23 protein-coding genes are annotated in these 26,393 nt (G+C 60.1%); 5 read left to right on the plus strand and 18 right to left on the minus strand.

Features of this window, described 5'->3' with window-relative positions; all coding sequences use genetic code 11:
- From AO268_RS12990 to AO268_RS13055, 14 genes are all read right to left on the minus strand, one after another.
- Complete coding sequence (locus AO268_RS12990) at positions 1-693, minus strand: ABC transporter ATP-binding protein (protein WP_083743133.1); 693 nt, start codon at positions 691-693, stop codon at positions 1-3.
- Between the two features lie 21 nt (positions 694-714).
- Positions 715-1,440, minus strand: a complete 726-nt coding sequence (locus tag AO268_RS12995; RefSeq protein WP_076965222.1) for an ABC transporter ATP-binding protein — start codon at positions 1,438-1,440, stop codon at positions 715-717.
- Positions 1,441-1,465: 25 nt separating this feature from the next.
- Positions 1,466-2,776 carry an ABC transporter substrate-binding protein gene (locus AO268_RS13000; RefSeq protein WP_076965221.1) on the minus strand — a complete coding sequence of 437 codons (1,311 nt, stop codon included), beginning with the start codon at positions 2,774-2,776 and terminating at the stop codon, positions 1,466-1,468.
- Positions 2,777-3,116: 340 nt separating this feature from the next.
- Positions 3,117-3,542, minus strand: coding sequence for an organic hydroperoxide resistance protein (locus AO268_RS13005; RefSeq protein ID WP_076965220.1), 426 nt, complete (start codon positions 3,540-3,542; stop codon positions 3,117-3,119).
- A gap of 57 nt (positions 3,543-3,599) precedes the next feature.
- Positions 3,600-4,328 carry a DsbA family protein gene (locus AO268_RS13010; protein ID WP_141562814.1) on the minus strand — a complete coding sequence of 243 codons (729 nt, stop codon included), beginning with the start codon at positions 4,326-4,328 and terminating at the stop codon, positions 3,600-3,602.
- A 169-nt stretch (positions 4,329-4,497) separates the two neighbouring features.
- The gene (locus AO268_RS13015) at positions 4,498-4,941 is read right to left on the minus strand and encodes a MarR family winged helix-turn-helix transcriptional regulator (protein ID WP_076965218.1); all 444 of its coding nucleotides are present in this window, start codon (positions 4,939-4,941) and stop codon (positions 4,498-4,500) included.
- Positions 4,942-5,084: 143 nt separating this feature from the next.
- Positions 5,085-6,098 carry a carbon-nitrogen hydrolase family protein gene (locus AO268_RS13020; protein ID WP_099168914.1) on the minus strand — a complete coding sequence of 338 codons (1,014 nt, stop codon included), beginning with the start codon at positions 6,096-6,098 and terminating at the stop codon, positions 5,085-5,087.
- 60 nt (positions 6,099-6,158) lie between these two features.
- Complete coding sequence (locus AO268_RS13025; protein ID WP_099168915.1) at positions 6,159-7,100, minus strand: fumarylacetoacetate hydrolase family protein; 942 nt, start codon at positions 7,098-7,100, stop codon at positions 6,159-6,161.
- 49 nt (positions 7,101-7,149) lie between these two features.
- Entirely contained in the window at positions 7,150-8,280 is a 1,131-nt protein-coding gene (locus tag AO268_RS13030) for a cupin domain-containing protein (RefSeq protein WP_076964657.1), read from the minus strand.
- 41 nt (positions 8,281-8,321) lie between these two features.
- Complete coding sequence (locus AO268_RS13035) at positions 8,322-10,646, minus strand: bifunctional salicylyl-CoA 5-hydroxylase/oxidoreductase (RefSeq protein WP_099168916.1); 2,325 nt, start codon at positions 10,644-10,646, stop codon at positions 8,322-8,324.
- Entirely contained in the window at positions 10,643-11,098 is a 456-nt protein-coding gene (locus AO268_RS13040) for an acyl-CoA thioesterase (protein ID WP_099168917.1), read from the minus strand. Before AO268_RS13040 ends, AO268_RS13035 begins: the two co-directional genes overlap by 4 nt.
- A gap of 6 nt (positions 11,099-11,104) precedes the next feature.
- Complete coding sequence (locus tag AO268_RS13045; RefSeq protein ID WP_099168918.1) at positions 11,105-12,613, minus strand: indolepyruvate oxidoreductase subunit beta family protein; 1,509 nt, start codon at positions 12,611-12,613, stop codon at positions 11,105-11,107.
- Between the two features lie 138 nt (positions 12,614-12,751).
- Complete coding sequence (locus tag AO268_RS13050; protein ID WP_076964653.1) at positions 12,752-14,059, minus strand: MFS transporter; 1,308 nt, start codon at positions 14,057-14,059, stop codon at positions 12,752-12,754.
- On the minus strand, positions 14,056-16,257 hold the full coding sequence (locus tag AO268_RS13055; protein WP_099168919.1) for a thiamine pyrophosphate-dependent enzyme: 2,202 nt from the start codon (positions 16,255-16,257) through the stop codon (positions 14,056-14,058). Before AO268_RS13055 ends, AO268_RS13050 begins: the two co-directional genes overlap by 4 nt.
- 482 nt (positions 16,258-16,739) lie before the next feature.
- On the opposite strand from AO268_RS13055, the gene AO268_RS13060 reads away from it, so the two are divergent.
- Together AO268_RS13060 and AO268_RS13065 are read left to right on the plus strand one after the other, a co-directional pair.
- Positions 16,740-17,768 (plus strand): AraC family transcriptional regulator, encoded by a 1,029-nt coding sequence (locus AO268_RS13060; protein WP_197883425.1) that lies wholly within the window; start codon positions 16,740-16,742, stop codon positions 17,766-17,768.
- A gap of 51 nt (positions 17,769-17,819) precedes the next feature.
- Complete coding sequence (locus AO268_RS13065; RefSeq protein WP_130898267.1) at positions 17,820-18,332, plus strand: VOC family protein; 513 nt, start codon at positions 17,820-17,822, stop codon at positions 18,330-18,332.
- 85 nt (positions 18,333-18,417) lie between these two features.
- On the opposite strand, the gene AO268_RS13070 is transcribed toward AO268_RS13065, so the two are convergent.
- The 4 genes from AO268_RS13070 to AO268_RS13085 form a co-directional block, all read right to left on the minus strand.
- Entirely contained in the window at positions 18,418-20,028 is a 1,611-nt protein-coding gene (locus tag AO268_RS13070; RefSeq protein ID WP_099168920.1) for a phytoene desaturase family protein, read from the minus strand.
- 3 nt (positions 20,029-20,031) lie between these two features.
- A complete protein-coding gene (locus AO268_RS13075; protein WP_099168921.1) occupies positions 20,032-20,823 on the minus strand; it encodes a cyclase family protein in 792 nt (263 codons plus the stop codon).
- A 174-nt stretch (positions 20,824-20,997) separates the two neighbouring features.
- Positions 20,998-22,410 (minus strand): purine-cytosine permease family protein, encoded by a 1,413-nt coding sequence (locus tag AO268_RS13080; protein WP_076964648.1) that lies wholly within the window; start codon positions 22,408-22,410, stop codon positions 20,998-21,000.
- Positions 22,411-22,447: 37 nt separating this feature from the next.
- Positions 22,448-23,518 carry a porin gene (locus AO268_RS13085; protein ID WP_083743111.1) on the minus strand — a complete coding sequence of 357 codons (1,071 nt, stop codon included), beginning with the start codon at positions 23,516-23,518 and terminating at the stop codon, positions 22,448-22,450.
- Positions 23,519-23,794: 276 nt separating this feature from the next.
- Between AO268_RS13085 and AO268_RS13090 the strand changes: the two genes are divergently transcribed.
- The 3 genes from AO268_RS13090 (at position 23,795) to AO268_RS13100 (ending at position 26,368) form a co-directional block, all read left to right on the plus strand.
- Positions 23,795-24,832, plus strand: coding sequence for an AraC family transcriptional regulator (locus AO268_RS13090; RefSeq protein WP_099168922.1), 1,038 nt, complete (start codon positions 23,795-23,797; stop codon positions 24,830-24,832).
- A gap of 5 nt (positions 24,833-24,837) precedes the next feature.
- Positions 24,838-25,752: a LysR family transcriptional regulator gene (locus tag AO268_RS13095; protein ID WP_099168923.1), complete on the plus strand. Its 915-nt coding sequence runs from the start codon at positions 24,838-24,840 to the stop codon at positions 25,750-25,752.
- A gap of 160 nt (positions 25,753-25,912) precedes the next feature.
- Positions 25,913-26,368 carry a YybH family protein gene (locus tag AO268_RS13100; protein WP_099168924.1) on the plus strand — a complete coding sequence of 152 codons (456 nt, stop codon included), beginning with the start codon at positions 25,913-25,915 and terminating at the stop codon, positions 26,366-26,368.
- Positions 26,369-26,393: the final 25 nt, after the last annotated feature.

The following is a 26,393-nucleotide window of genomic DNA, read 5'->3' on the forward strand; positions in this document are numbered from 1 at the left end:
CTAGATCCCGAAGTACGCGGTTTTGATATGTGCCGGATCCACCTCTGCCGGGCGACCGCTCAGGGACACACGCCCTTCCTGGAAGCAATAGAAGCGGTCGCAGACACTCAAGGCCTGATTGATATCCTGCTCGACCAGAATCACCGTGGTGCCGTCGGCCTTGATCGAGGGCAGTGCCGCATAGATATCCTTGATCGTGGTCGGCGCCAGGCCCAGGCTGATCTCGTCGCACAACAGCAGGGACGGGTTAGCCATCAAGCCCCGGCCAATCGCCACCATTTGCTGCTGGCCGCCGGACAGGGCAGTGCCAGGACGCTTGCGCAGTTGCTCCAGCACCGGGAACAACTGATAGATCCGCGCCAGTGTCCACGGCCCGGGCCGCCGGCTGTAGGCGCCGATCAAGAGGTTTTCCTCGACACTCAACGACGGGAACAGCTTTCTGCCTTCCGGCACCAACGCAATGCCTCGCTCAAGCACTTGATTGGCCGCCATATCGCCAATGGCCTGGCCCATGAACTTAATGGCGCCGGGCTGATTTTTGATCAGGCCGGCCAACGAGCGCAGGAACGTCGACTTGCCCGCGCCGTTCGAGCCGATGATCGCCACGGTTTCGCCCTGCGCAAGGGTCAGGTTGATATCGAACAGCGCCTGAAAGTCGCCGTAACCGGCACTCAGTTGTTCAACGCACAACACCGTTGAAGAGATCGGCATGGTTCAGCTCCCGATACCCAGATAGATGCTCTGGACCTGGGGGTCGGCCATCACGCTGCGCGGCTCCCCTTCCGCCAGCTTGGCCCCGAAGTTGATCACCGTCAGACGGCTGACCACCGCCAGCAACGCATGCACGATGTGTTCGATCCAGATGATGGCGACGCCCGCCTTATGGATGCCCTGGATGGTTTCCACCAACGCCAGGCATTCCGGTTCGGTCAGCCCGCCAGCGATTTCATCGAGGAGCAACAGGCGCGGTTGGGTCGACAAGGCACGCGCCATTTCCAGGCGTTTGCGCTCAAGCAGGGTCAATGAGCCCGCCAGTACGTTGGCCTTGGGAATCAGGCCTGTCAGCTCCAGGATCTGGACGCACCATTGGTTGGCGTCCTGATGGCTCAAGCGCCCGCCAAAGGTGGCGCCGACCAGCAGGTTCTCGAACACGGTCATTTTTACGAACGGATGCGGGATCTGATGGGAGCGGCCGATGCCTTGGTGGCAACGTTTGAATACGGGCTCGCGGGTAACGTTGCGGCCCTCGAAATGGATCGTGCCGCTGTCGGCCGCGACGCCTCCGGCAATCAGGTTGAACAGCGTGCTTTTACCGGCACCGTTGGGCCCTATGATGCCCAGGGCCTCACCCGGTTGCAGGGCCAGGCTCATTGCCTGCGTCACCTTCACCGCCCCATAGCTTTTATGCACATCGTTCATGTGTAGAAGTGGCTGTTGCATGGTGCACCCGCTTTTGTTGGAGCGATCAATACGTAATGGCCTGCATCTCGCCACCCAGGGGGATGCCCGGTGCGGTGGCGTTGCTGGTCACGATCAGGTCGTATTGCTGGTCTTTGCCCAAGCGCCACTGGCCGCTGACCAGGGGGGTCTTGGCGACGTTCTTCACCGGCCCGTCGCGCCAGTTGATCGGCCCGACCACCGTATTGAGCCGGGTCTTGAGCAAGGCATCCCGTACGGCGTGAGGGTTACCGAGTTCCTCGGTACGCTTGAGGATGTCCACTGCCAGTTCAAACAGGGCATGCACAAAACCCAGCGGCTGCGTCCACTGCTTGCCCGTTGCCCGGGTAAAGTCCTGAGCCAACTGTGCGGCGTTGGCGCCGGTCAGCGAGGAACTGAACGGATGCGTCGGGCTCCACCAGATTTCGGTCGACAGGTTGTTACCGGCCTTGCCCAGCGCCTCGACCGCCGTGGGAAACAACAAGGCCTTGCCGACCGATACCACTTTGGGCTTGAAACCTTGCTGGCGGGCCTGGGTCCAGAAGGTGTTCAGGTCTGGGGGAATGACCACCCCCGTGACGATTTCCACCTCAGCGCGCTTGAACGCGGCGATCTGTGCCGAAAAGTCATCAGTCAGGCTTTGAAAGCGCCCGGGATCGATCAGCCGCAAGCCCTTCTGTGCCAACACCGGCGGGAAGCCTGACTGGGCGTCGCCCCACGCATTGCCGTCACCGTCGTTGGGGAACAGGCCCCCCACGGACTTGTTGGTCGGCATGCCCTCCCACATTGCGGTGTACGTGCCGATGACATCTTCCAACCCCCAGAAGAAGTGGTAGGTCCACTCGAACCCTTGATCGCGCTGACCACCACGGGTAAAGAACCAGGGCTGCCACGGCGCGACCGTGGAAATACAGGGGATTTCGTTGATTTCACATTGATCGCAAACTGGGTTGGTGGTTTCCGGCGTTGACGACACCAGCATCAGGTCCACCTGGTCAGACAGAATCAGCTCACTCGCCACCTCTGCCGCTCGGTTGGGGTTGGACTGGCTGTCCTTGACCAGCACCTCCAGGCGATAGGCCTTGCCGGAAACGTCGAGCGTATTCTTCAACAAGCGCTTGAGCGATTCGATGATGTACTGATCGGCCGCCGCAAAGGGTGCCAAGGGGCCGGTCTGCGGGCTGACATAGCCGATTTTGATCACCCGTTCGCCGCCCACGGCGAAGCTCAATGGCAGGCTCGACAACGCCGCTCCACCGGTCACAACGCCGGCGGCCCCCAGGAAATCACGGCGCGAGAAGTCTCGGCCAAACAGTTTTTTATCATTGTTATCTGTCATGTCGTACTCCAAAACGGCTGCGTATCAGCAACGTCCGGGCGCTCAAAAGCGCAGCGTGCAGGTATAACCAACATGCCGGGGCAGATGCTTTACGCAAGTGGACGGTTTAGAAAAAGAAACTGACGTTGCATTCACCGCGCTCGGTTGTACGTCAGGCTACAAGCCCGCGATTACCCCAACAATTCTCTTCTCGGCGACTACAGTGTTTGCGAATCCAGAACAATCGATTGACCTGCCCGAGGTCACTGACAACGACAAAGGGGCGAGGCCGAATCTCTCATTCGCCCTCGCCCCTCTATGGATACCAACCGCCACGTTCTTACCGACCCACCGGGCGATATCAGACCAGCGTCAAGGTCACCTTGATATTGCCCTGTGTCGCATTGGAATAAGGGCACACGATATGCGCCTTCTCCACCAGACGTTCGGCCACATCGCGCGGCATCCCGGGCAGCGAGATCTTCAGTTCGACTTCAATGCCAAACCCGGTGGGAATAGGGCCAATGCCAACATAGCCGTCGATAAGGGTATCGGCCGGCAACTTCACCTTGTCGTTGGCAGCCACAAAACCCAGTGCGCCCAGGAAGCAGGCCGAATAACCCGCCGCGAATAACTGCTCCGGGTTACTGCCCGCCGCTCCGTTACCGCCCAGGGTCTTGGGCATTGTCAGCTTTACATCGAGCACCCGATCTTCGGTAAAGGCTCGCCCTTCTCTGCCGCCACTGGCCTGGGCATGCGCGACATATAACGTTTTTTCAACTGGCATATAAACTCCACCATCAGATACAACGGTTTTAAATGGCTTGCCAAGCGTCAAACACACTTACCTGGCACGCCCCATGACCTCTTCCAGCCGGGCAATCAACTGGGCCTCAGACACTTCGCCAACGGCCAGCAATGTCCGCTCGCCTTTGCGTTCAACCAGGATGCTGGGGAACGCATTGATCCCCCAACTGCGGCAACTCTTGAACTCCTGCTCCACCCGTCTTTTCATCATGGGCGACTCGAACAGCAATACGAACTCGGAAAAGTTCAAACCCAGGTCACAGATACTGCGATAAAACTCCACCTGCGTCGGGTCCTGGCCTTCAACATAAAACTTGTATTGAACCGCCTTGAAGAAATCCAACACGGTGAACGTTTCAAGTTCCTGCAGTTCAATCATCATGGCGGCAGTAACCACCGCGCGGCAGGCCGGCTCCGTGTCGTAGTTAAACGTGTCTCTGGACAATAAGTCCCCGCCGAACGGTTGACCGGTCACTTGCTGGATATGCGCCCACTCGTTTCTCAAGAATGCCTTGAAGGGTTCTGTCCATGGGTCGCCACCGCCGGCACGCAGGCCACCGACCGTCAAAACAAAAGCGATGCCTTGTGCTGAACAATACGCAGCCAGACCTTCAATGACCGGGGAAATCCCCCAGCACCAGGAACACATCGGATCACCGATATAGTGCACGACATATTCGGTTTGCTTTTTGCCTAGCGTCAAACCAGGGGCACTTGCCTCGCCATCAACTGAACAGGTGCGCGATTCAGTATCACATTTAATCATTGCAGCCCCTCAGCGCTTATATATCCACAAACCTGAAATCAATTAACGTTGCTTGGGCAAGGTTAATTCACAATCAGCACTTGAAAAATATATAAAAACTTAAAGGACTAATAAGCTTTGTTGAAATATAGGGTGCCATCGCCAGCCGGCGCCGACGATGCCCCGGCCCTCAATTCCGCGGGCTGTGCCGGTCGATCAGTTCACGCAAGACTTCCTTGAGGGCCTCGATCTTCTTCGCCTCGAAGGGGGCCAGAATTTCACGCTCGTGTTTCTCGGCCAAGGCCACCAGGCCGCTGACCAGGCGTCGCCCCGTAGGCGTGACACGCACCAGAGTATAGCGGCGATCGTCAAGGCTGGTGGAACGCTCGACATACCGCTGCGACTCAAGCCGGGTCAGCAGCCGGGTGACGGTCGGCTGCTTGCTTACCGTGGTCTGGGCAAGGGCGCTAATGGTCATGGCCCCATCACTGGCCAACGTCGACAACACGCGCCACTCCAGCACCGAGAGCCCATGCTGCTCGACGATGGCATGAAACTGGGTGGAGACCAGGTACCAGGCCTGGCCGAGCAATGCGGGCAAATAATTATCAACAAACGCCTTTGTTCTAGCCATTCCAATCGCCGCCTCGTCCTCTTCCTGAACCGGCGACGATTCTAGCCTCTTTGACGGCGGCGGGGGGGAATTACCCGTACCCCGCGACATGCCTCAAGGCCTCCCGGACAGCAGCGGGCAGGCAATCACTGGCCGTGGGCGACTCATGGCACAAACTCCTGGCTGGGCTCGACTGACGGCTCCTCGACGGGGCCAATATCCTCGAAACGAGCCGACTGTTGCGGGCGGCGATTGATCCGCAGGTCAAAGATGTCAAAGCGGTTGTAATGACCGGCGATGTCGTGCATTTGCCGAGGCTGGATGCAGCGCGACAGGTCGATATCGGCGTAGACAATGCCCTCCTCGTCAATCAACGGCTGGCCGATCACCCGCCCATCCGGCCCGAGGATCCCGGAAAACGCACTGTTGCGCCGTGAGAGCAAGGCTCGCGCCTGCGGGTAATCGGGCTCGAGCGCCTGGATAATCTCTTCACTGACCGTCGAGCACGAAACGACCGTGAACAGCTTGCCCTCGAAGCAGTGCGCAGCCGCGCGGACCTTGATGGCCTCGGCCATATCGTAGTCGGACGGGGCCACGGGCAAAGAGATGTAGCTGGCCACATGCACCAACTCCCCATCGGCGATCAAGGCAAACCGGGCCAGGGTGTTGGTGTTCTCACCACACGCCAACGCACCGAGGGGCCCCACCGTCGTGGCATGGACGCGCAGTGCCGAAGCATCGCCAGGCGCCCAGGTCAGTTTTTCGGCCCAGGTCGGCACCAGCTTGCGGTGCCGGCCAAGGATCCGCCCCTCATCGGAAATAGTCACCAGCGTGTTGTAGAGCGTACCCACGCCATGGCTACTCCGCTCGTTGACACCCACGACGACATTGATGTGATGGCGTGCCGCAGCCTGGGCAATCTTGGCAATCTCGGGGCCGGGAATCTCGATCGCCGAGCGCACCAGTTTCTCGAACCATGGGCTGCCTTCAATCGGGCTGCCCATCCAGTTCCAGTAGGGGTAGCCCGCCACAAACACCTCGGGAAAAGCCACCAGTCGCGCACCGTTGTCGGCGGCTTCCTCAATCAGACGGATCACTTTGTCGACGGTGGCGTCGGTGTCCAGGAAAACAGGGGCTGTCTGTACCGCCGCAGCCTTGAATCGGGGGAGTTCAAGCATGACAGTTCATCCGGTTGTACACGAAGGAATCAGGCCAGCCGCACAGGGCTGGCCCGTTGTTTACTGAGGCTGGCCTTTGCGCGGCTCGTCGCCGACGGCAACCACAGGGTTGCGCAGCGTGCCGATCTTCTCGACCCATGCCTCAACCACATCGCCTGGCCACAACCACTCTTGTGGCGTACGTCCGGCGCCTACGCCCGAGGGGGTGCCGGTGGCAATAATGTCTCCCGGTTCCAGGGTGATACCGGCACTGATATCGGCAATCAGCGTGGGGATGTTGAACAACAGATGGCGGGTATTGGAGTTTTGTTTCTCCACGCCATTGACCTTGAGGCTCAGGTTCAGGTTATGCGGGTCGGTGATCTCATCGGCGGTGACAATCACCGGGCCCAGTGGCGCATAGGTGTCCTGCCCCTTGGAGTAGATCCATTGACCGGCGCGCCGGTTGTCACGGGCACTGATATCGTTGAGCACGGTGTAGCCAAACACATGGCCCAGCGCCTCGGCCTCGCTCACACCTTTGGCGCGGCGCCCCATGATCACCGCCAGCTCCACCTCCCAATCCATCTGCCGGGTAATGGCTGCGTTGTGTTCGATGGCATCGCCCGGGCCGATCACCGTGGTCGGAGGCTTGGAGAAAATCACCGGCTGCGTGGGCAAGTCCTTTGAGGTGTCCAGCGAGCGGCTCGACTCCGCCACGTGCTCGACATAGTTCAGGCCGATGCCGAAGATGTTCTTGCGCGGCCGCGGGATAGGAGCCAGCAGCTTGACATTGGCCAACGGCAAAGCCACGTCCAGCGGCCACTGGCCGGCGCAAGCCTTGAGCAGCGCCGTCGTCGAGGCCACGGCATGGGGCCCCAGGTCGATAAAGTCGAGGATATTGTCCGGCAATGCCTGGCCCGAGTGCTGGCCCAGGTGGTGCAGATCAATCACCAGATCGTCCACGATGGCCCCCAGTCGGGCGGCGGCACTCACGTGGGCGCGATAGGTTACGAGTCGCATGGTCGAAATTCTCCAGATAAATACAGCAGGGTGGTGTTCCAGGCCCGGGCTAGGCAGATGGCAGGACCGGTTGGTGGCCGCCGTTGTCAGCCAGCGCCTCCTCTCGGTACAGGCCCAGTTTTTCCATCACCGGCAGGTCGCTGAAACAGAACAGGCAGGCGTCGTCACTCTGGGAGGCATTGACATGCTCATGCCAGGCCCAGGACGGCACACAAAAAATGTCACGCTCCTGCCAGTCAAAGCGCAGGCCATTGATGATCGAGTAGCCTTTCCCCTTGGCCACCTGGTAGATAAAACTGCCGGTATGGCGATGGGCCTTGCCCACGAACCCCGGGCGCAGCAACTGCATGCTCGCGCCGATAGTGGCCAGGACATGGCCGCCATTGACGGGGCTGGTGTAGTGCATCAATGCACCATCGAAGGGGTTGTCGTCGCGGGCTGCCGAATAACGCAGCAGGGCCTCGTAGGTCGGTTCCCACTGGTACTTGAACAAGGGCGAATAGGGCTTGTTCCAGCCGATGTTCTCCGGGCGCAGGCCGGGCGCGCCCCACAGGCTCACCAGGTCGTCGACCGGGTGGCCGATCGCCTGTTGCAAGTCCGGGTGCACGGCATAGAACCCGGCCTCCAGGGCATTGACCAGGGGAATATCCAGGCCGTCCTGCCAGATGCACGGCAGGCCGTCCTCCTCGACACCGTGCTCGTGCCAGGTGCCGTTGGGCGTCAAGACAAAATCGTTGGCGCCCAGTGTCAGCTTGTGGCCGTCAACAATGGTGTAGGCCCCACGCCCCTCCATGATGAAACGCAGCGCCGAAGACGAATGCGCATGCGCGGAGGCCCGCTCGCCCGGGTGCATCACTTGCAGCCCGGAGTACAGCCAGCCCACGGCGGCAGACACCTCGGTCCGCCCCGGGTTGTTCAGGTAGATCACCCGGCGTCCGGCCTTTTCTGGCGTTACCAGGGTGACCGAGCGCAGTACATGCTCACGCAGGTCGCGGTAGCGCCAGAGCACCGGCACGGATTCGGACTGGGGCTGCCAGGGTTCGATTTTATTGGCCACGGTCCACAGTGCACCGGTCTTCAACTGATCCAGCTCACGGTAATAGGCCAGCAGTTCCGGGGTGTCTTCCACGTCGGCGCGCCCCACAATGCCTTCGCGGTATTGGTCATACGAGGTAGTCATGGTCTTTCTCCTCTTTACAGGATGCCGTGGGCACTGGGCCCTCAGGACTTGCTTCGGGTGAAGCTACGCTCAAGCGGGTCTTTGCCCCATTGATAGGGCAACGGCCATTCGACGTCTTGCCAGCCTAGCCTGGCGCTCTCTCTCAGGAGCCAGGCCGAATCGGCCAGATGCGAACGCGACAAGGCACACAGGTCCGCACGCCCCGAGGCGATAATGCCGTTAACCTGGTCGGCCTCGGTGATCGCGCCTACGGCGATGGTGGGCACATGGGCTTCGTTGCGGATGCGGTCGGCAAACGGGGTCTGGTACATACGGCCATACACCGGCCGCTGGTCCGCGACCACCTCTCCCGAAGACGCCGCCACCATGTCCGCCCCGCCTTCACTGAAACGCCGGGCAATCTCTACCGCCTCATCCACCTGGGTCCCGCCCGGGGCCCAATCCGTGGCCGAGATGCGGACCGAGATCGGCAAGTGATCGGGCCAGGCTTGACGTATGGCCGCCAAGACCTGGAGAGGGAAACGCAGGCGATTGGCCAATGAACCGCCGTACTCGTCGCTGCGCTGATTGGTCAGGGGCGAGATGAAACTTGAGAGCAGGAAGCCATGCCCGGCCTGCAGTTCAAGCCAGTCAAAGCCGGCCTCAGCAGCACGGCGCGCGGCATCGGCGAACTGCTTGCAAGCCCGGGCCAGGTCATCGCGGCTCGCTTCGTGCGGCACCTGCGAGATGTCCGCCAGGTACGGCAACGGGCTCGCACTGATCAGCGGCCAGTTACCATCGGCCTGTGGGTGGTCGGCCTTTTCCCAGCCCAACTGCGTAGAACCGCGACGCCCGGCGTGATTGAGCTGCACGCCGATATGCGCCCCACTCTCGGCATGCACGAAGTCGGTGATTTTTTTCCAGGCCACCACTTGCTCGGCGTTCCACAAGCCGGGATCGCCTGCGGTGATACGCGCCTGGGGCGAGACCGCCGTGGCCTCGGCCAATACCAGCCCGGCGCCGCCCAGGGCCTGGCCACCAAGATGGACCAGGTGGAAGTTGCCTGGCAGGCCATCCTGGCTGGAGTACAGCAAGGTGGGCGAGACCACGACCCGATTCTTCAAGGTCACACCGCGCACCGTGTAGGGGGTCAGAAACGGCGGGCGTGGCCGCTCCCCCGTGCCCGTCGGCACCCCCGCCTGCTGAGCCTGCCAGCGTTCGTAATCGCCAAGCCACTGGGGGTCGCGCAAGCGCAGGTTCTCGTGGGAAATACGTTGCGAGCGGGTCAACAGAGAGTAGGCAAACTGCTCCGGCTCCAAACGGGCATAACGCGCCACGTTCTCGAACCATTCCGTGGAGTTGCGCGCCGCATTCTGGATCTTCAACACCTCGATGCCACGCACCTGCTCGTAATGCGCCAGGCGTTCGCCCAGCGCCCCACCGGCCTTGAGGGTGTTGCACAACTCGATAGCATCCTCCAGTGCCAGCTTGGTGCCCGAACCGATCGAGAAATGCGCGGTATGCGCCGCATCGCCCATCAGCACCACCGGCACTTCGCCGCCTTGCGGGCCATGGGGCTGGGTCCAATGCACCCATTTGCCACAGATCACCCGCGGGAAGCGGATCCAGATGGCCGCACCGCGCAGGTGCGAGGCATTCGAGAGCAGCGGTTCACCGTCAAGCCAGGGGGCGAACAGCTGTTCGCAGTAGGCGATCCCCTCCTCCTGGGACATCTGGTCGATCCCCGCCGCCTGCCAGGTGGCATCGGTCGTCTCGACGATAAACGTAGAAAGGCCGTCCTCGAACTGGTAAGCGTGGGCCTGGAACCAGCCATGCTCTGTGGGCACAAACAGAAAAGTGAAGGCTTCAAACACTTTGCGTGTCCCGAGCCAAACGAAGCGGCAATGGCGCTGGTCGATATCGGGCTGGTAGGTCTGCGCGTAGCGTGTACGCACCGCGCTGTTGACGCCATCGGATGCGATCACCAAGTCAGCGTTGTACTGGCGCGCAATCGCCTGGTCGTCCGTCACCAGGGTTTCAAAGACCAGTTTGACCCCCACCTCTTCGCAGCGCGCCTGCAAGATATTGAGCAGTTTCTTGCGGCCAATCCCGATAAAGCCATGGCCGGCACTGCGCATCAGGCGGTCTTTGAAATGGATGTCGATATCGTCCCAGCGACTGAACTCATTGGCGATGGTCTGCGCGGACACGGGGTCGGCTTCGCGCAGGTTGTCCAGGGTCGCATCGGAGAAGACCACCCCCCAACCGAAGGTATCGTAAGGTCGATTGCGTTCGACCACGACGACCTCATTGGAGGGGTTGTGCAACTTCATCAGCAAACCAAAGTACAGGCCGGCGGGACCACCGCCGATGCAGGCAATGTTCACATTGCGCTCCTTTCGTTATTGTCTTTATTGGGGTTGGAGGAAGCCGTCAGCGCCAGCCGCAGCAGGCTCGGCAACTCGATGGCCTGATGACGCTCCAGGGACGTCGACACCAGGACCTGCGTGACCTTCATGCGCACCTGCCCCTCAAGGTCGGTACACCCCAGCGCCAGGGTCAGCGACTTGCCGCCAAGCCTGATCACCTCCAGGCTCAGTATGACGTCGTCGCCCATGCGGCTGATGGCCTGGAAGTCGGCTTCAAGGTGGACAGTCGGCAACCCGAAACGCAGCTTGCCGATGTAACCGGCGAAGCCCACATCGGGCAGAAGCTCGTCGATCCAGGACTCCAGCAAGTTGTTGAACATCACAAAATATTGCGGGTAGAACACGATGCCCGCCGGGTCGCACTCAGCGAAGCGGATACGGTGCTCACGTACGAATTTTTTCGGACTCATAGGACACTATCCTTGGAAAGGTAAGGCATGACGTTGCAGGCATTCGCGCAGCTGGTGGCCGTGCTCGTCGGCCAATGCCGCATCGCGCAGTTCACGTAGCGTCGTCGGCGCCAGGAAACGGGAGTGTTCGTCCACCACGGCCATCAACGTTTCGTAGTTCTTCAGGCCACGGGCGTGGGTGTCGCTGTAGCCCTTGACCAGGCGCTGGCACTGGGCGGCTTCCAGGGCCAGCGCCGGGTCGATCGCGGCCAGCGTCTGTACCCGTTGCAGCCATACTTCAATGCGCGCGTTTTCCTGGGTATAGCGCAGCGTTACACGGCGCCAGCGACGCCAGCGCGACAGGCCGTAGAGCAGGAGAAAACCGCTCAGGGAGCTGGTCTTGATCGTTCGCCCCTGCTGGGTGAAACGGGCCACCAGGCGATGGGTCCGATGGGGCTTGGCCAGCCAGCGGCCCAGGCCCGCCGGCAAGGTTTCGCAGATTTCTTCGATCCGCGGGTGCATGTACTCTTCAATCGTCAGGACCTGGTCGGCTTTGGAGCGCACCTCGCTGCGCACCCGCTCGAAGCGGCTGCCACGGGTCTTGAGGTCTGCCACCCGGATGGTGTCCTCGTAGGACATCCAGAGCGCCAGGTAACGGGCCGTCTCCCGCAGCAACTCGATATCCCCGCCGCCGGGGGCCGCTGACACTGTCTGGAGGCGGTCCAGATACAGGCGGGCGTAGTCCGGGTCCTGGTAATCGATGAGTCGGCGTACGCCCTCAATAACGATATCCACCACACTGGCCGGAAAACCTCGCGCCCGTTCGAGCAGCCCGGCCACCAGCGGATGCGGCGGCCGTGCGGCCTCAGGGCCCACGGCGGCACTGTGCGGTTCACGGGCTTCGTCCTGGGTCTCGCGTGCCCGGGTATAGCCCGCCTCGAAAGCCTGCAGGCTGGGTTTGACGCCAACGCCCCCGCGCTCAATCGTGGCCTGGAACTGCGTCCGGTTGAAAGGCAGTACCCCCGTGCCACTGAGGGCGCCAAACAACACGGCACTGATAACGCTGCCCGTGCGCTCGGCGACCTGCTCCATGTTGAAGCTGACAAAACGCTTGGCCGCCCGGCTCGCCTGGAGCAGCAGCGCCGCACTGTCGACCCGGCCGTCGCCCATCGCCGACTTCTCGGCAATCGAATAGACCCGGTGGGTCGAGGTCACAAAGGTGGTCCGCTCAGGGGTGACGAAGCCACGCTGCACAGCACGCCCAGCCTCCATCAGCTCCGAGGCCAGCACGATATCCACATCCCCCGGCAATGGCGCCTGCGAGAGCACCGGCACCCTGGCTTGTGGAGCATCGGCACCGGGGAACAGCTCAACGTAATAAATCGTCGCGCCAGTGCGCTGTGCAACCCCGGGAACAGAGGTGGTCTGGGCGAAATAGCCGTTCTGCTCCCCCAGGTTGACAATCCAGTCGGCGAGCACGCCACCGCCCTCGCCGCCCATGGCGAGAATGGCAATCTTGATAGGTTCACTGGGCATAGACAGACTCCAGAGCCGGCACGAGGTGCATACCGGCTCCCATGACAAGTTGATAATTGCCAGCACGGGGCGAGAGGTGCGCAGGCGCGCGTCGGCCCCCAAGGCTGGCCCCACAGGAAAACATGCGTGCTTGATCCATCATGGCAATCTCGCTGGGCGTGCGGGCAGCAGGAACACCGCCACGGCGGCCACCAGGCCTACCAGCGCAAACGCAATGAAGTTCCAGGCCTGGCCTATCCCGCTGCCGGCCACGTAGCCACCCAGCAAGGGCCCGCTCATCGCCCCGAACCGTGCAAAGCTCAGGCCCCAGCCCGTCGCGGCGGCCCGTACCCGTGGCGGGTAGTAGTCGGCCAGATGGCCCGTCAAAATCAGCGAGGCGCCAATGCTCCCCAGGCCCGCAATGGCAACCAGCACATAATTGAGAGCCATGCTATTGCGCGCAGCCAGGGCAAAGATGGCCAACGCCCCCACCAGGTAGAACACCCCGACCACCGCCCGCACGCCGAAGCGATCTGCCGCGCGCCCCAGAAACAAGCCCCCCAACGCCGAGGCCAGGCTGAACATGATCAACAGGCCCAGGCTGGAGCCCAGGTCGTAACCACTCTGGCGCATGATGGTGGGCAGCCAGGTGTTGAGGCCGTAGATCAGCAGCAGGCCGCAGAACAAGGCCACCCAGAAGCAGGCCGTCGCCCGCAGGTGCCGCCGGGCAAAGACCTCGGCCAGTACCTGCTGCCAGGCCGGCTGTTGGCTGAGCGGCTGCGCCGGCAGCTCGGGCACAGCCATCTGCAACTGTGTGGCGAGCCTTGTCGCCTCCTGTGTGCGCCCTTGACCGACCAGGTACTCAAGCGACTCCGGCAGCATGCGCGCCATCGGCCACAGCAACAGCACCGGCAGCACGCCGACGGCAATCACCCCGCGCCACCCCTGGGTGGGCAGCAACCAGATCGCCGCGGCGGCGGCACACAGGATGCCCAGCGAATAACCGGAATACATCAACCCGTAATTGAAGCTGCGGCGCTCGGCTCGCGAATATTCGACGGTCAAGGCCGCGGCGACCGGAATCACACCACCCAGGCCCAAGCCCCCGACAAACCGGAAGAAGCCGAACCAGGCCGGCGTGGGCGCCCAGGCAGCGCCAGCCATCATCAGCGAGAACACCAGCACGCACAGCAACAGCATGCGTCGGCGCCCAAGCAGTTCACTGAGCATCCCCACCAGCAGCGCACCGAAAAACATGCCGATCATCGCGTAGCTGCTGAGCATCCCCAGTTCCAGCGGCGTCAGGCTCCAGGCCTTGTCCTGCGCCAGTGCCGGCAGGATCGCCCCCATCACGCCCACGTCGTAGCCTTCAAACAAGATGGCCAGCCAGCACACGAACAGGACTCTGGCCGTGACCCTGGAAGGTGGGCCGAGCTCGGGGACGTCACTTATGCCCACGCGGTTCATAGGGCATACCGGGAGCGACGGCGGGCATCGGCATCCTGCAACACGCCAATGACTGCGATCCGCACACGCTGGCTGAAGCGGTCCCACCACGAAGGGTTACTGACAATCTGGGCCCGGTAAAACGATGGGCAGAGCACCGCGGCATGGGCGACCTCGCCACAGTTGCCACACCCCACGCAGCTCTCCATCACCATGGCCACCGGGTCTTGGCGCAACGGGTCCGGGTTATCGCGGATCGACAAGGAAGGGCATCCAGAAAGACGGATGCAGGAGTGATCGCCGGTACAGGTATCCGGGTCGATGCCAAAGCGCTCACGCACAACCCGCTGACCGTCGGCCAAGGCTTTGCGCACGACCTTTTTCTCGCGGCGCTGCAGATTGAGCATGCATTCGCTCTGCGCGATCAGCACCTTCGGCCCGGCCTCCTGGGTAGTCAAGGCTTCGCGCAGGGTCGAGACCATGGCTTTGAGGTCATAGGTGCGCTTGATCGTGCGCACCCACTCGACCCCCACCCCCTTGACCGCTTTCTCGATTTCATGACCGGTGCTGCGCGAGGCATTGGCCGCCCGCGACGACAACACATCCTGGCCGCCGGTGGCCGAGGCGTAGTTGTTGTCGATAATGATCGTCAGGTTGTCACTGCGATTGAACACCGCATTGGCGACACCGCTGGTCAGGCCGTTGTGCCAGAACCCCCCGTCGCCCATCAGCGAGATAGCGCGCTTGCTCGCCGGCGCCGTGCCCGGGGCCACGTTGAAGGCCGCTGAACTGGCGCCTCCCAAACCGTACCCCATGGTCGTACTGCCGAGGTTGAAGGGCGGCAGGATCGAAAACAGATGGCAGCCGATATCGGCACTGATGTGATGCTTGCCAAGCTCACGCTCGACCAGCTTGATCGCCGTGAAAATCGGGCGTTCCGGGCATCCGGTACACAGGCCTGGCGGCCGCGGGTGGACGATCCGGTCCAGGGACTGCTTGGCCATCATGGCATTGGTGGCCAGCCCTTCAGGCGACTCGTCGGTCGGCAGCATCACGATCGGGATGCCAAGCGATTGCTCAGGGGCCTGCAGGACCCCATAGCGCTCCAGAAAAGCGCGTACGCCCGCAAGCACCGTGGCGGTGTTGTAGTCCCCGGCCAGCGGCAGCATGTCCTTGCCATGCAACGCCGTTTCCAGCCCCAACTGGCGCAGGATCGTCGAAACGTTTTGCTCTACAAAATTGGGCTGGCCTTCTTCCAGCAGCAAGATGGCGCGCTTGCCCTGGCAGAAGCGTTCAAACTCCTCGTCAACCAGCGGGTAGGCCACGTTCATGACGTACAAGGGAATTGTCGAGGTGCCGTAGACATCGGACAGCCCCAACTTCTGCAACGCACGGATAAGCGTGTTGTAGTTGCCCCCCTGCAGGGCGATGCCGACATCCGCCGCGCCCTCAGAGAAGAACTCGTTGAGCTGGCGCTCTTGGATAAACCGGATCGCCGCCGGCCAGCGTTGCTGGATTTTCTCCCGTTCGTGCAGGAAGCTCGCGGGCGGCAAGACGATGCGGTCGAGGTCGCGCACCGGGTTTTCCAGGGCATCCTTGACCGTAAAGGGCGGCGGGCGGTTATCGGAGGCGACAAACTGACCATGCAGATGGCAAGAGCGAATGCGCATCTGCAACATCACCGGGGTGTTGCTGGCCTCGGACAGATCGAAGCCATCCTTGACCGCCTGCACAATGCTTGGCAGGTTCGGACGCGGGTCAAGCAACCACATCTGCGACTTCATCGCGAACGCATGGCTGCGCTCCTGCATGATCGAGGAGCCTTCGCCATAATCCTCGCCCACGATGACCAGCGCGCCTCCCGTCACCCCGCCGGATGCCAGGTTGGCCAACGCATCGGAGGCCACATTGGTCCCCACCGTGGCCTTGAAGGTAATCGCACCGCGCAATGGATAGTTGACCGACGCCGCCAGCATCGCCGCCGCCGTGGCCTCACTGGCGCTGTTTTCAAAGCGGATGCCATATTCACCCAGAATGTCCTGGGCATCCGAGAGCACGTCCATCAAATGCGAGATGGGCGAACCCTGGTACCCCCCGACATACGCCACACCCGACTCCAGCAACGCCTTGGTGACGGCCAGGATGCCTTCGCCGTTGAACACCTCGCCGGCGCCAGCACGCAACTTCTTCACTTCCTGGACAAAGGATCGCTCGGCCATGGTGCTTATCTCTCTGATCAAGTGAACAAAACTGTCTATGGCTTCTACCTTCATACGGGGAGGCAGTCGCGTCAATGCATGAATAATCATGTAGTCAATCTTGCTGCAAGATCTGGATATGCATAGCAGTACAAGGATAAGAACAGACCAGGCCCAGCCGGCCCTGGCTGAAGGCCGCGAAGAAAAGCGACGTATTTCCACCAGCGGATATTCGGGGAAAGACCTTTATTTAAAGGACATTCACGCTATTTACCGGAAGACATCTACCTGATGGGCACACCGTTTATCCAGCATGCCCGTCATACATTGCATTTTCCGGCGGACCGTGAGATTAATAATTCACCACAGAAAAAGAATATGAATAATCATATGAAATATCAGCAAGCCTCATAGCGCAGAGCCCCAGGCCTGCACGGTCGAGGCTGTTGTTCATAACAATAATCAGGCTGATAGCCGGCCAAGCTCCGAGAGGGGTAGCACCTGTGCAGAATATTCCGACCTCCACCTATTCGCCCGTGCGCGGGCAGGCCGTGCTCTTTTCATCCGAGCGCGTTCTCAACGAACCGGAACGCCTGCTTTTTGCGTCCGCCGACCTGGAGCAAGTGCGCTCCATGGTCGGCCAGGTCATCGCCAATCATCACTTGAAGCAGACCAACGAAGCCGAACGCCTGGACGCGCGCATGCATTACCTGACCCTGGGCGACATCTCGCTGAGCCGCCTGCGCTACGGCGCCAATGTGCAGATCGAGCGCGGGCCCCTGGAGCATTGTTTCCTGGTGCAGATGCCTGTCCAGGGGTGCGCCGTGATCGAAAGCGGTGGCCAGCGCATCGAGTCGTCACTGGAGCTTGCGTCAGTCCTGAGCCCCGGAGACGAGGCGAATATGCAGTGGAGTGGCGATAGCGACCAGATCATGCTGAGGATCTCGCGCTCGCTGGTCGAACGCACGCTGGTTGGGCACCTGGGCCACCCATTGGAGCACCCCTTGCGCTTCGATCTCGGGTTCCGCTGGCAGGATTCGGCCCCCTGGCGATGCCTGCTCTCTTACCTGCTCGATTGCGCAACCCAGTATCCAGCCCTGGCCCAGCACAAGCTGGTCATGACCCATATCGAGCAACTGACCGCCTCAATCCTGCTGACGGCCCATCGGCACAATCACACTGAAAGCGCACCGGCCCGGCGCAGCACCATCCTGCCCCGGCATGTTCGCCGCGCCCAGGACTACCTGCGTGCGCACGCCCATGAGCCGATCAACGCCGAGCAGTTGGCGCAGGCGGCCGGGGTCAGCCTGCGCAGCCTCTACAGCGGTTTCAAGGATTTCCTGGGCATCAGCCCGATGCAGCATCTGCGCGAATTGCGCATGGAACGCGTGCGTGCCGAACTGATCAGCGGCGAGGTGACCAACATCGCCGGCGTCGCACTGCGCTGGGGCTTTACCCACATGGGCCGGTTCAGTAATGACTACAAGCTGCGCTACAACGAAACACCCAGCCAGACCCTACGTCGGCATTGAGCCCCTGGACTTCGATGCCGCTTTCGCCCTGCTCCCACTGGAGGATTCAATGTGATTACTCAAACGGTTATGGCGCCCCATTTCGGGCTCACGGTTCCCGACCTGGAGGCCGCGATCCACTGGTATGTGAGCATACTGGGCTTTCGCCTGCTCACCGGCCCCCTCGAGGTCAGTGAACAAGACAGCGATCTGGGCAAAGCGGCCCAAGCCATTTACGGCAAGGGGTTCGAGCAGTTCCGCTTTGCCCACCTGGCGACGCCAGACAACATCGGGCTGGAGCTTTTCCAGTTCAAGGCGACACCGTCACAGCCCAACGAGAACAATTTCCAGTTCTGGCTCGGCGGCTACAATCATATGGGCCTGACCGCCGTCAATGTGGCCGAGGCCGTCGCCGGTGTCGTGGCCGCGGGAGGCAAGGATCGCAGCGGCGTCCTGCTGATCAACCCGCAAAAAGGCTATGAGATTGCTTACTGCCAGGACCCTTGGGGAACAATCATCGAGTTCTGCTCACACCCCTATGTCAGCATGTGGGAGCAGGCTGGCGACGGCGCCCCTAAAAGCTAGGGCGCGTATGGAAGCGGGCTTGCTCGCGATGACCGACACTGCGCCATCGCGAGCAAGCCCGCCCCTTACAAACAGAGATGAGCGCCTACCTGACGGGCGCTATCTCGTTGGCCACCAGGGTGCCCGATCCCGCCCCCAAGCCTGGGCCCGGGTGGGTGGAGGCCCCGATATGAAACAGGTTGCCCACGGATGTGCGGTTACCACGGGCTTGCCCGGTACTGGCCAATGGTCGCAGCCAGAAGAATTGATCCGGCGAGCAAATCCCCGAATAAGGATCCCCTCCCACCAGGTTGCAATTGAGCGCTTCCAGGTCCGCCGGTGAATAGGCCCGCCGGCCGACAATCAGCCCGGCCAGCCCCGGCATGACCCGTTCCAGACGTGCTTGCACCCGGTCGGCGAAGGCTTCCCGCACGCCCTCGTTCCATTGGCCGTCTGCCGGCACCGCAATCTCACCCGCCGCATCTCCTTTCAGCCGTGAGGGCAGTTCCTGCAATTGCACCCACAGGATCCAGGCGCCTGCCGGGGCACGCGAGGGGTCGACTGCCACCGGCTGGCCAATGGCGAGCGTCGGCCGTGCGGGCAACAGGCCGTTGTTGGCCTCGGTCACCGAGGCACAGACCTGCTCCATGCTCTCGGTCAGGTGCACCAGCGGCACCTTGAGCAGTTCCGTCTCCAGCCACGCCGGCGGGGCGCTGAGGGCAAAGTGCAGCTGCATGCCACCCCGGCCATAACGATAACCCTCGGCACGCTCGCGCAGTACCGGCGGGACATCCACCAGCAATCCACCATAAAGCTGCTGGGGGGTAACGTTGCACACCACCGCCTCACTCGCCTGAAAACGACGCCCGTCGGACAACTGCACACCCGTGGCGCGGGCCTTGCGCTTCTGCCCCTCGACGACCACACGTTCGACGTGGGCACTGGACAGCAAATGCCCGCCATGGCTCACAATAATCTGCATCAGCGCCTCGACCAAGCGGATGCCCCCTCCCCTGATCACCGGCATCCCCCCGTTGATCACCGACGCAAAGGTCAGCTTGCCGATCAACGCCGAACTCGCATCATCCGGCCCCAGGCCCGAGTGCAATGTCCAGGGGGCAATCAAGGCCCGGGTGGTGTCCGAGCGGACGGTGCGCTCAGACCAGCGACGGAAGCTTTCCAGGGCCTCGGCCGTAAATGCCATCAGGCCATCGAGCCCACGTTTGCGCCACTCACTGAACAGCAACCGGAGCAAGCCCAGCCCATAAGGGTTTTTGCCCAGCAGGCCAAAGGTCAAAGCCGCATCCCGGCCGAACAGATGCCCGGCCATAAGCGCGATGGCCTGGCCATCCCCCGGCGCCAGGGCATCCAGCCGGCGCACCGTATCAGCCAGGTCAGCCTTGAGGGCCAGGCCGGAGCCATCCGGTCGGACCAGGCCGGTGGAATACTCGCTGGGCAGCACCTCCAGCCCCGCCTGTTCCAGCGCGGGCCTGAGCTCGGCGTACGCCGCACTGCCGACAAACAGAGGGTGCCATGAGGACATGACTTCGTGCTGATAGCCGGCAAACAACTGCTCGGTACGGATACAGCCGCCAAACCGATCATTGCGCTCCAGCACCAGCACGCGCTTGCCACGCACAGCCAGCAGTGCGGCGCCCACCAGGGAGTTAATCCCACTGCCGACAAAAATAACCTGAGAATCCACTTGCGCCTTCATCCCTTACTCCACCAGCGCCAAGACGCGCAAAGGGCTACCGGAACCGCCTTCGATCTTCAGGGGGGCGGAGATAATCAACGCCCCCTGAGGAGGCAACTGGTCCAGGTTCTTGAGGCACTGCAAACCATAGCGGTTGGCACCGTGCATCAACGTATGGCAAGGGTAAGCCAGGGGCCAGGCGTAGGACTGGCCGGCATCGGTATTGATGGTCTCGACACCAAAACCGTGCACCTTGCGCTGCTCAATCAGCCACTCGACGGCCTCGCGGGTCGGGCCCGGGGTATGCGCGCCATCCTCACGCAGATTGAGAAAAGCAGCGGCGTCGTGTGCCCGTCGAGACCAGTCGGTGCGCAAAAACACCCAGGCCCCCTCAGGGATTAGGCCGTGACGCTGCTCCCACTCCACCAGGAACGGCACGGTCAACAGCCAGTCTTCATTGACGAGCACCTCGGCACTGGCGTCGATCACCACGGCAGGTGCAATAAAATTCTCTACGGCAATGGTATCGACGCTGCTATCCGGGCAATCGCGCCCGGAAACCCAGTGCACAGGGGCATCAAAATGCGTGCCCGTATGCTCGCCACAGGTAAAGTTGTTCCAGTACCAGCCAGGCCCGGCTTCGTCGTAGTGCGAGATGCGCTCGATCTTGAACGACGCGACCTGGCCAAACTGAGGAGGCAATTGCAGGCTCGGAAAGGAAGGCGACAAGGTTTGTGTCAGGTCGATGACACGTACCCCACCGCACGCAAGCTGTGCTGTCAGCGCTGGCAATAGAGTTGTAGTTGGGGTTGCCATTCAGGGACCTCTGGCCATTGGATTGGAGGTGATGCCGTTGTACCTGGCGCCGCTGGCTTGGTGCATGGCGCCCAGACCTTGACTATGGACGTGAAAGCCGGCGAGCGCCTATCCAGGCCTCGCTCTGGCTATCCGGTGAATGCTGGTTTTACGGTTCGACGCCCATTGCCTTGATTAACCGCGTCGCACTTGAGCGTCAATCACGGGTTTGCCGCTCATCAGCATGCTGAGTAGCGGGTACAGCAAAAAGGACGAGAGCAGCGAGGTCACAAACTCAATCGGCATCCAGGCCTTGAACCCATAGCGCGCCAGGACAAAACCGACCACGACGGTAATAAGCCCCGGCCAATTGAACTCAACGACACCGGCCTGCAAGCGCCGGGGCGCGACCCAGAAATAGTCAGCGATGATGATGCCGGCGAAACCGGTGGTCAGCACCCCGAGCACGGTAATAAAACCATTGACCCAATCGAGGATCGAGCCGACCAGCATCAGGCATGCCAGGACATTGGACAGGATGACAAAGGTCAAGCGCCCAGGCCGCCAACCGATCGTCACGTCAAACAAGTTGGTCAGGGACAGTGAGGAGCTGTAAGTATTGAGCACCTGGGCTTTTCCCTGGGCCAGAAACAGCAGCACGGCCCCCAGCGAGCCACCGAACACAATAAACGCTGCGGCAACGCTGTCGGGGCTTTGCAACACGGTCTGGACCGCATCGGCATGGGACACGCCTCGCGACACGTAGTAGCTGACCAATTGCTCGGTGCCGGCGTACATTAGAATCGCCCCCACCAGGAGCATGACGATATCCATAAACAGATTGCCAAAAAAGGCGGCAATCAATACATCCTTGGAAGAGCGGGCATAACGCCCCAAATCCCCATCAATCAAGGCCAGCGCACCGGCAGAGCCGATCAGGACATTGACGCAAAAGCCAAACTTGCCCCATGGCGTATCCGCCCCCATCTTGACCAGCACTTCCTCGGGGAATTGCGCGCCGAAACTCACGACATCGCTCCAGTTCTGGCCCGATGAATGGATCACGTCAAACAGCATGTAGCCCAGCAGTAATAAAAATGCGATCAGGGTATAGGACGCGACTTTAGAGACCAGTTCAAATCCGAAAGCCGTCAGCAAGACCCACACCGCCGTCATGATTGCGTAGACAAGCACTTGCAACCCCAGCGTGTCATCCAGGTCCAGCCAGAAAATCAGCCCCTTATAAAGCAAGGCATTTTCCAGCGCGATAAACCCGATGATCATGAACCCGAACGTCAAGGCCACGACGGCGGACCCTCGTCGGCCAAAACCATGCTGGCGCGCCAACATAGAGCTGGCCAAGCCCGTTTTATAGGCAACGTGGCCCACCCCCCACCCCAGCAGGGCCCCTACGACCGTCACCAACAGCCCGGCCATAACCCCCATCCAGATGCCCGCAACAAAAGTCACCAGCGCCCCGATGAATATCTGTATCAATGTCGTCACGATACCGGTGGTACTCCAGGACAACTGCAGCCAGCCATGCCGGGCATCTTCGGGCACGGGGCTCAGGGAGTGATCATCGGTCGTGGATTGAGTAGCGGCCATAAAACTTCCTCATGAGATGTCTTTAAAATCAGACTTATTATTCGTAGTAGAACCGGGCACCCACATGCAGCACACTTTGTTCGCGGTCGGTGGAAACACCGTAGGCGCCAGAGATATAGGCACTTTGATCATCGCCTCCGGTGATTTGATACACCGCAGACACATAGGCATCCCAGTTCTTGTTAAATCGATAGTCGTAGGTGACACCCACTTGGTTAGCCATGTTTTTATTGAGCCTGGCATTGCCCTTCAAGTACATGTAGTTGGCATATAACGAAGAGTTGGTGGTAACCGGCACGAGCGCGCCAATTGCGTAAGAGTCGATGACTCCACGGCTATAGGTGTTTTCTGTGCGGGTATACAACACGTCGCCGATGAACGAAGAAAAGTCGTAGGCGGCGCCGACGCCGTAGTTCCGGATACCGTCACGCCCCTTATTGATGGCTCGATGACGCGAGTCGGTATAGGCCGCCATGACCCGAAGCGGGGACTGGATATACTTGACGCTGTAACTGCGGGTTTTCCCGTAGCGGATATCACTGCCCGGGTCTCCATCGCCATGCATCACGCCGAAACTGAAGCCGTTGAAATCCGGGCTGAGGTACTTGACGGCCCGGTCCGTGGGGAACCCCGCAGCCACCCGGTTATAGTCAATCGAGCCGGTGGGCAGCCCGAGATTAAAAAAGGGTCCCGCTTGAAGTTGCAGCAGCGGCACGTTACGCAGCTTCTCGCCCCAGCGGTCAACCGCCAGGGTCTCAAACATGAAATCCCATTGCTTGCCCACGGTGACCTGACCGAAGTCAGAGTCTATGCCCGCAAACATCTGTCGAGAAAAAGTCCCGTCTCCGGTTATTTTCAGATCCTGCAAAGAATAGCCTGACTCAAGCTTCATGACCCCCGCATAGCCATTGCCAAACTCCTTTCTGGCCTTGAGGCCAATAAAGTTAGGGGACAGTCGTCCCTCCTGATAATGATATTGCTGTTCGCCATTGATATTACTGGTCGAACTCCAACCGATGTCGGTCAGTACATAGGGTTTAAAAAAATCATCTGCAACGCTTTGACCACACACTACGAACAGTAACGACACGCATCCGACATATCTCATGTTTCGCCCCTGCTTTTTTATTGTTTTTGAGCATTTTTATTTTAAACAGCCCGTACTACCCGGCTGCTTGGGGGGCATTAAAATCGACTATGCCGAGCCGTCGCTATCCCGGCAATTAAATGTTTTTATCCATCCCGTATGCATAAAAACAACGGAATCCAGAAACAAGAACTGATTATCCTGATAGTGCAGCTTTTTAAGGAGTACTCAACTTTGCCGCGTGGCTGACATGTTAAAAACCCTGTGTTTATACGCGCACGCCAAGGGTCATTTACGATGAGCTCATTAAAGCCACAGGCCGGCACCCCCAACCACCAGGTGACTCACATTGACCTCTGTGATTCAGAGGTAGCCCAGTCGTGGACGACGACCGTGTACGGGCCACATAGCCTGAATGTACATTCGCCAAAAAGAATACACTTCAGGCACACCTCCCGCTTATTACAGGCGGTGAGCGTCGGCTACATCGAATATGGTACAGACGTGACTATCAGCGTCGACGCACACGATCCCCTGGAAAGCTATAGCATTGAACTGCCCATTTACGGCCATCAGCGGTGGGAAAGCGCGCATCAGAGCATTTTGTCCGATCAGCACAACGGGTTGATCCTCTCGCCTAATATTGGCCAGAAACTCTACATCTCCAACGACTGCAAAAAAATCCAGGTCGTGATTCCAGGCGCATTAATGCGAGCGAGCCTGGAAAGCCTTCTCCATAGACCGATCAAGGAAGACCTGCAGTTTATCCCGGACATGAACAATGTCAGCGGTCCATCAGCCGGCTGGTGGAGAATGGCCAGGCACTTTACCGATGAGGCCTGCCGCGCCGATAGTTGCCTGGTACACCAGGGGCTGGCCAGTGAAATAGAGTCCGTCCTGGTCAAAGGGCTGATCCTGGCGCAGCCCAATAATTACTCAAGTGCACTGGACAAGGTCTTTAATGCAAACCTGCCCAACTTTCTCCAACGGGCACTCAACTTTATCCACCGCCACGCCAAGGAAGAGATCAAACTCAATGCCATCGTCGCGAGCAGTGGCGTCTCCCGACTCACGTTGTTCAACGGCTTCAAAAAACATATTGGCGTGCCTCCGATGTTCTATATCCGCCGCTACCGCCTTGAAGAGATCAGAAAGGCCATTATGCGCGATCGCGCCAACTCACAGATATCGGGGATCGCCATGGACTGGGGCTACACTCACCTGGGGCGTTTTGCTTCAGACTACCGCAAGTTTTTTGGTGAATGCCCAAGCCATACGGCCAAGCGTCGAAAGTCAGAAAACCTCAGCACAACCCTCACTCATCGGCCAACCTGAGCACCATGGATAAACTCACCGCAATGGCGACATTCGTCAAAGTCGTTCAAACCGGCAGCTTCACGCGTGCCGCCGTGGCGCTAGGCTTGCCCAACGCGCGGATCTCCCAACGGATCACTGACCTTGAACGCGTGCTGGGCGTACGCTTGCTCAACCGCACGACTCGGGCGCAAAGCCTCACCGAAGACGGGCACATCTACTTTGGAAAATGCCTGGTTATCCTGGAGGCGATCGAAGAACTTGAAGGCTCGCTCAGTACAGACCCCGCGCACTTTTCAGGAAAAGTACGTGTCGAGACCCTGAGGTCCGTTGCCCACTGGATTATCGCGCCACGCCTGGAAGCGTTTTATCAGCGCCACCCGAATATTGCCCTGAGCCTGAGAAGCAGTGACCGTATAAGCAATCTGGCGGAAGAAGGCATCGACTGTGCCATACGGGGCGGGCACCTGGAGGATTCCGAAATGGTGGCAAGGCATGTGTGCGACGTGAAGTTGGGCCTGTATGCAGCGCCACAGTACCTTGAGGAATATGGCCCTATCGCCACCGCTGAAGACTTGGCCAATACCCGCAAGATCAGTTGGTTCAATGCCAAGGGGACATGGCGTTTATTGTCGAAAAAAGATGCCATGGACGTCAAAGCCCGCGAATGCATGCAGTTTGACGATCCAGAGATAGCGATCCAAAGCTGCCTTGCCGGGAGTGGTGTCTGCCCTGGAGCCCCTTTTGCGGTTCAATCTTATGTGCAGGCTGGAACGCTTGTCCCCATTCTTGCACAGTGGCATTTCACACCACGGCCAATTCACATTGTCTATCCGACAAAAAAGCACCTTTCCACCCGGGTGCGCAACTTCGCAGAGTGGGCCTTTGAAGTCATGCAGTCAGACCAGGGTTTGCACCTGGCCCCACAAGACCTGGCCTGAGGCCTGTGCTCGAGTCCTCTTTAAAGCAGGCATAGTGCCTGCTTGGTTATTAAGCAATATTTAAAATAGCCTTCACTAAACCGCTGTTTTTCACGGTTCAAAAAATCTTCACACTCTTCAGTGCCACTTGAAAAATCATCAAACGGTATTGGAGATTAAAATGACAAACCTAAAAAATATAACCCTTGCCTTATTAACACTCTCATTCGCCGGCTTTTCCTATGCACAGGCGCTCCCGCAAACCCCACTCCAAGTTGCACAGGCCTTTGAAAAGGACTTCAACGCGAATAATTTGAACGGTTTGATGCGTTTGTACGGTCCCCATTCGATATTTGTCCCGTCTCCCGGTGTAAGCCTCAATACCCCGGAACAGATCCGTGGAGCGCTCACACAATTCATGGCGCCGAAGGTGCCGATCAAAATGGTCGTTCGGCAGATTTATCAAAATAAGGAAACCGCCCTTATCATTTCCGACTGGTCGATAAAAGGCACGGACCCGCAAGGCAATCCCGTGGATCTTTCCGGGACCGGCGCTGATATCGCCGCCAAACGTCCTGACGGGAGCTGGGGCTACGCCATTGACAACCCCTTCGGCGTTGCCCCCAAGTCGCCCTGAGACGCGACACGGGCGGACTGTTGAG

It is taken from the genome of Pseudomonas sp. ICMP 8385, assembly GCF_002699915.1.
GTDB lineage: Bacteria > Pseudomonadota > Gammaproteobacteria > Pseudomonadales > Pseudomonadaceae > Aquipseudomonas > Aquipseudomonas gessardii.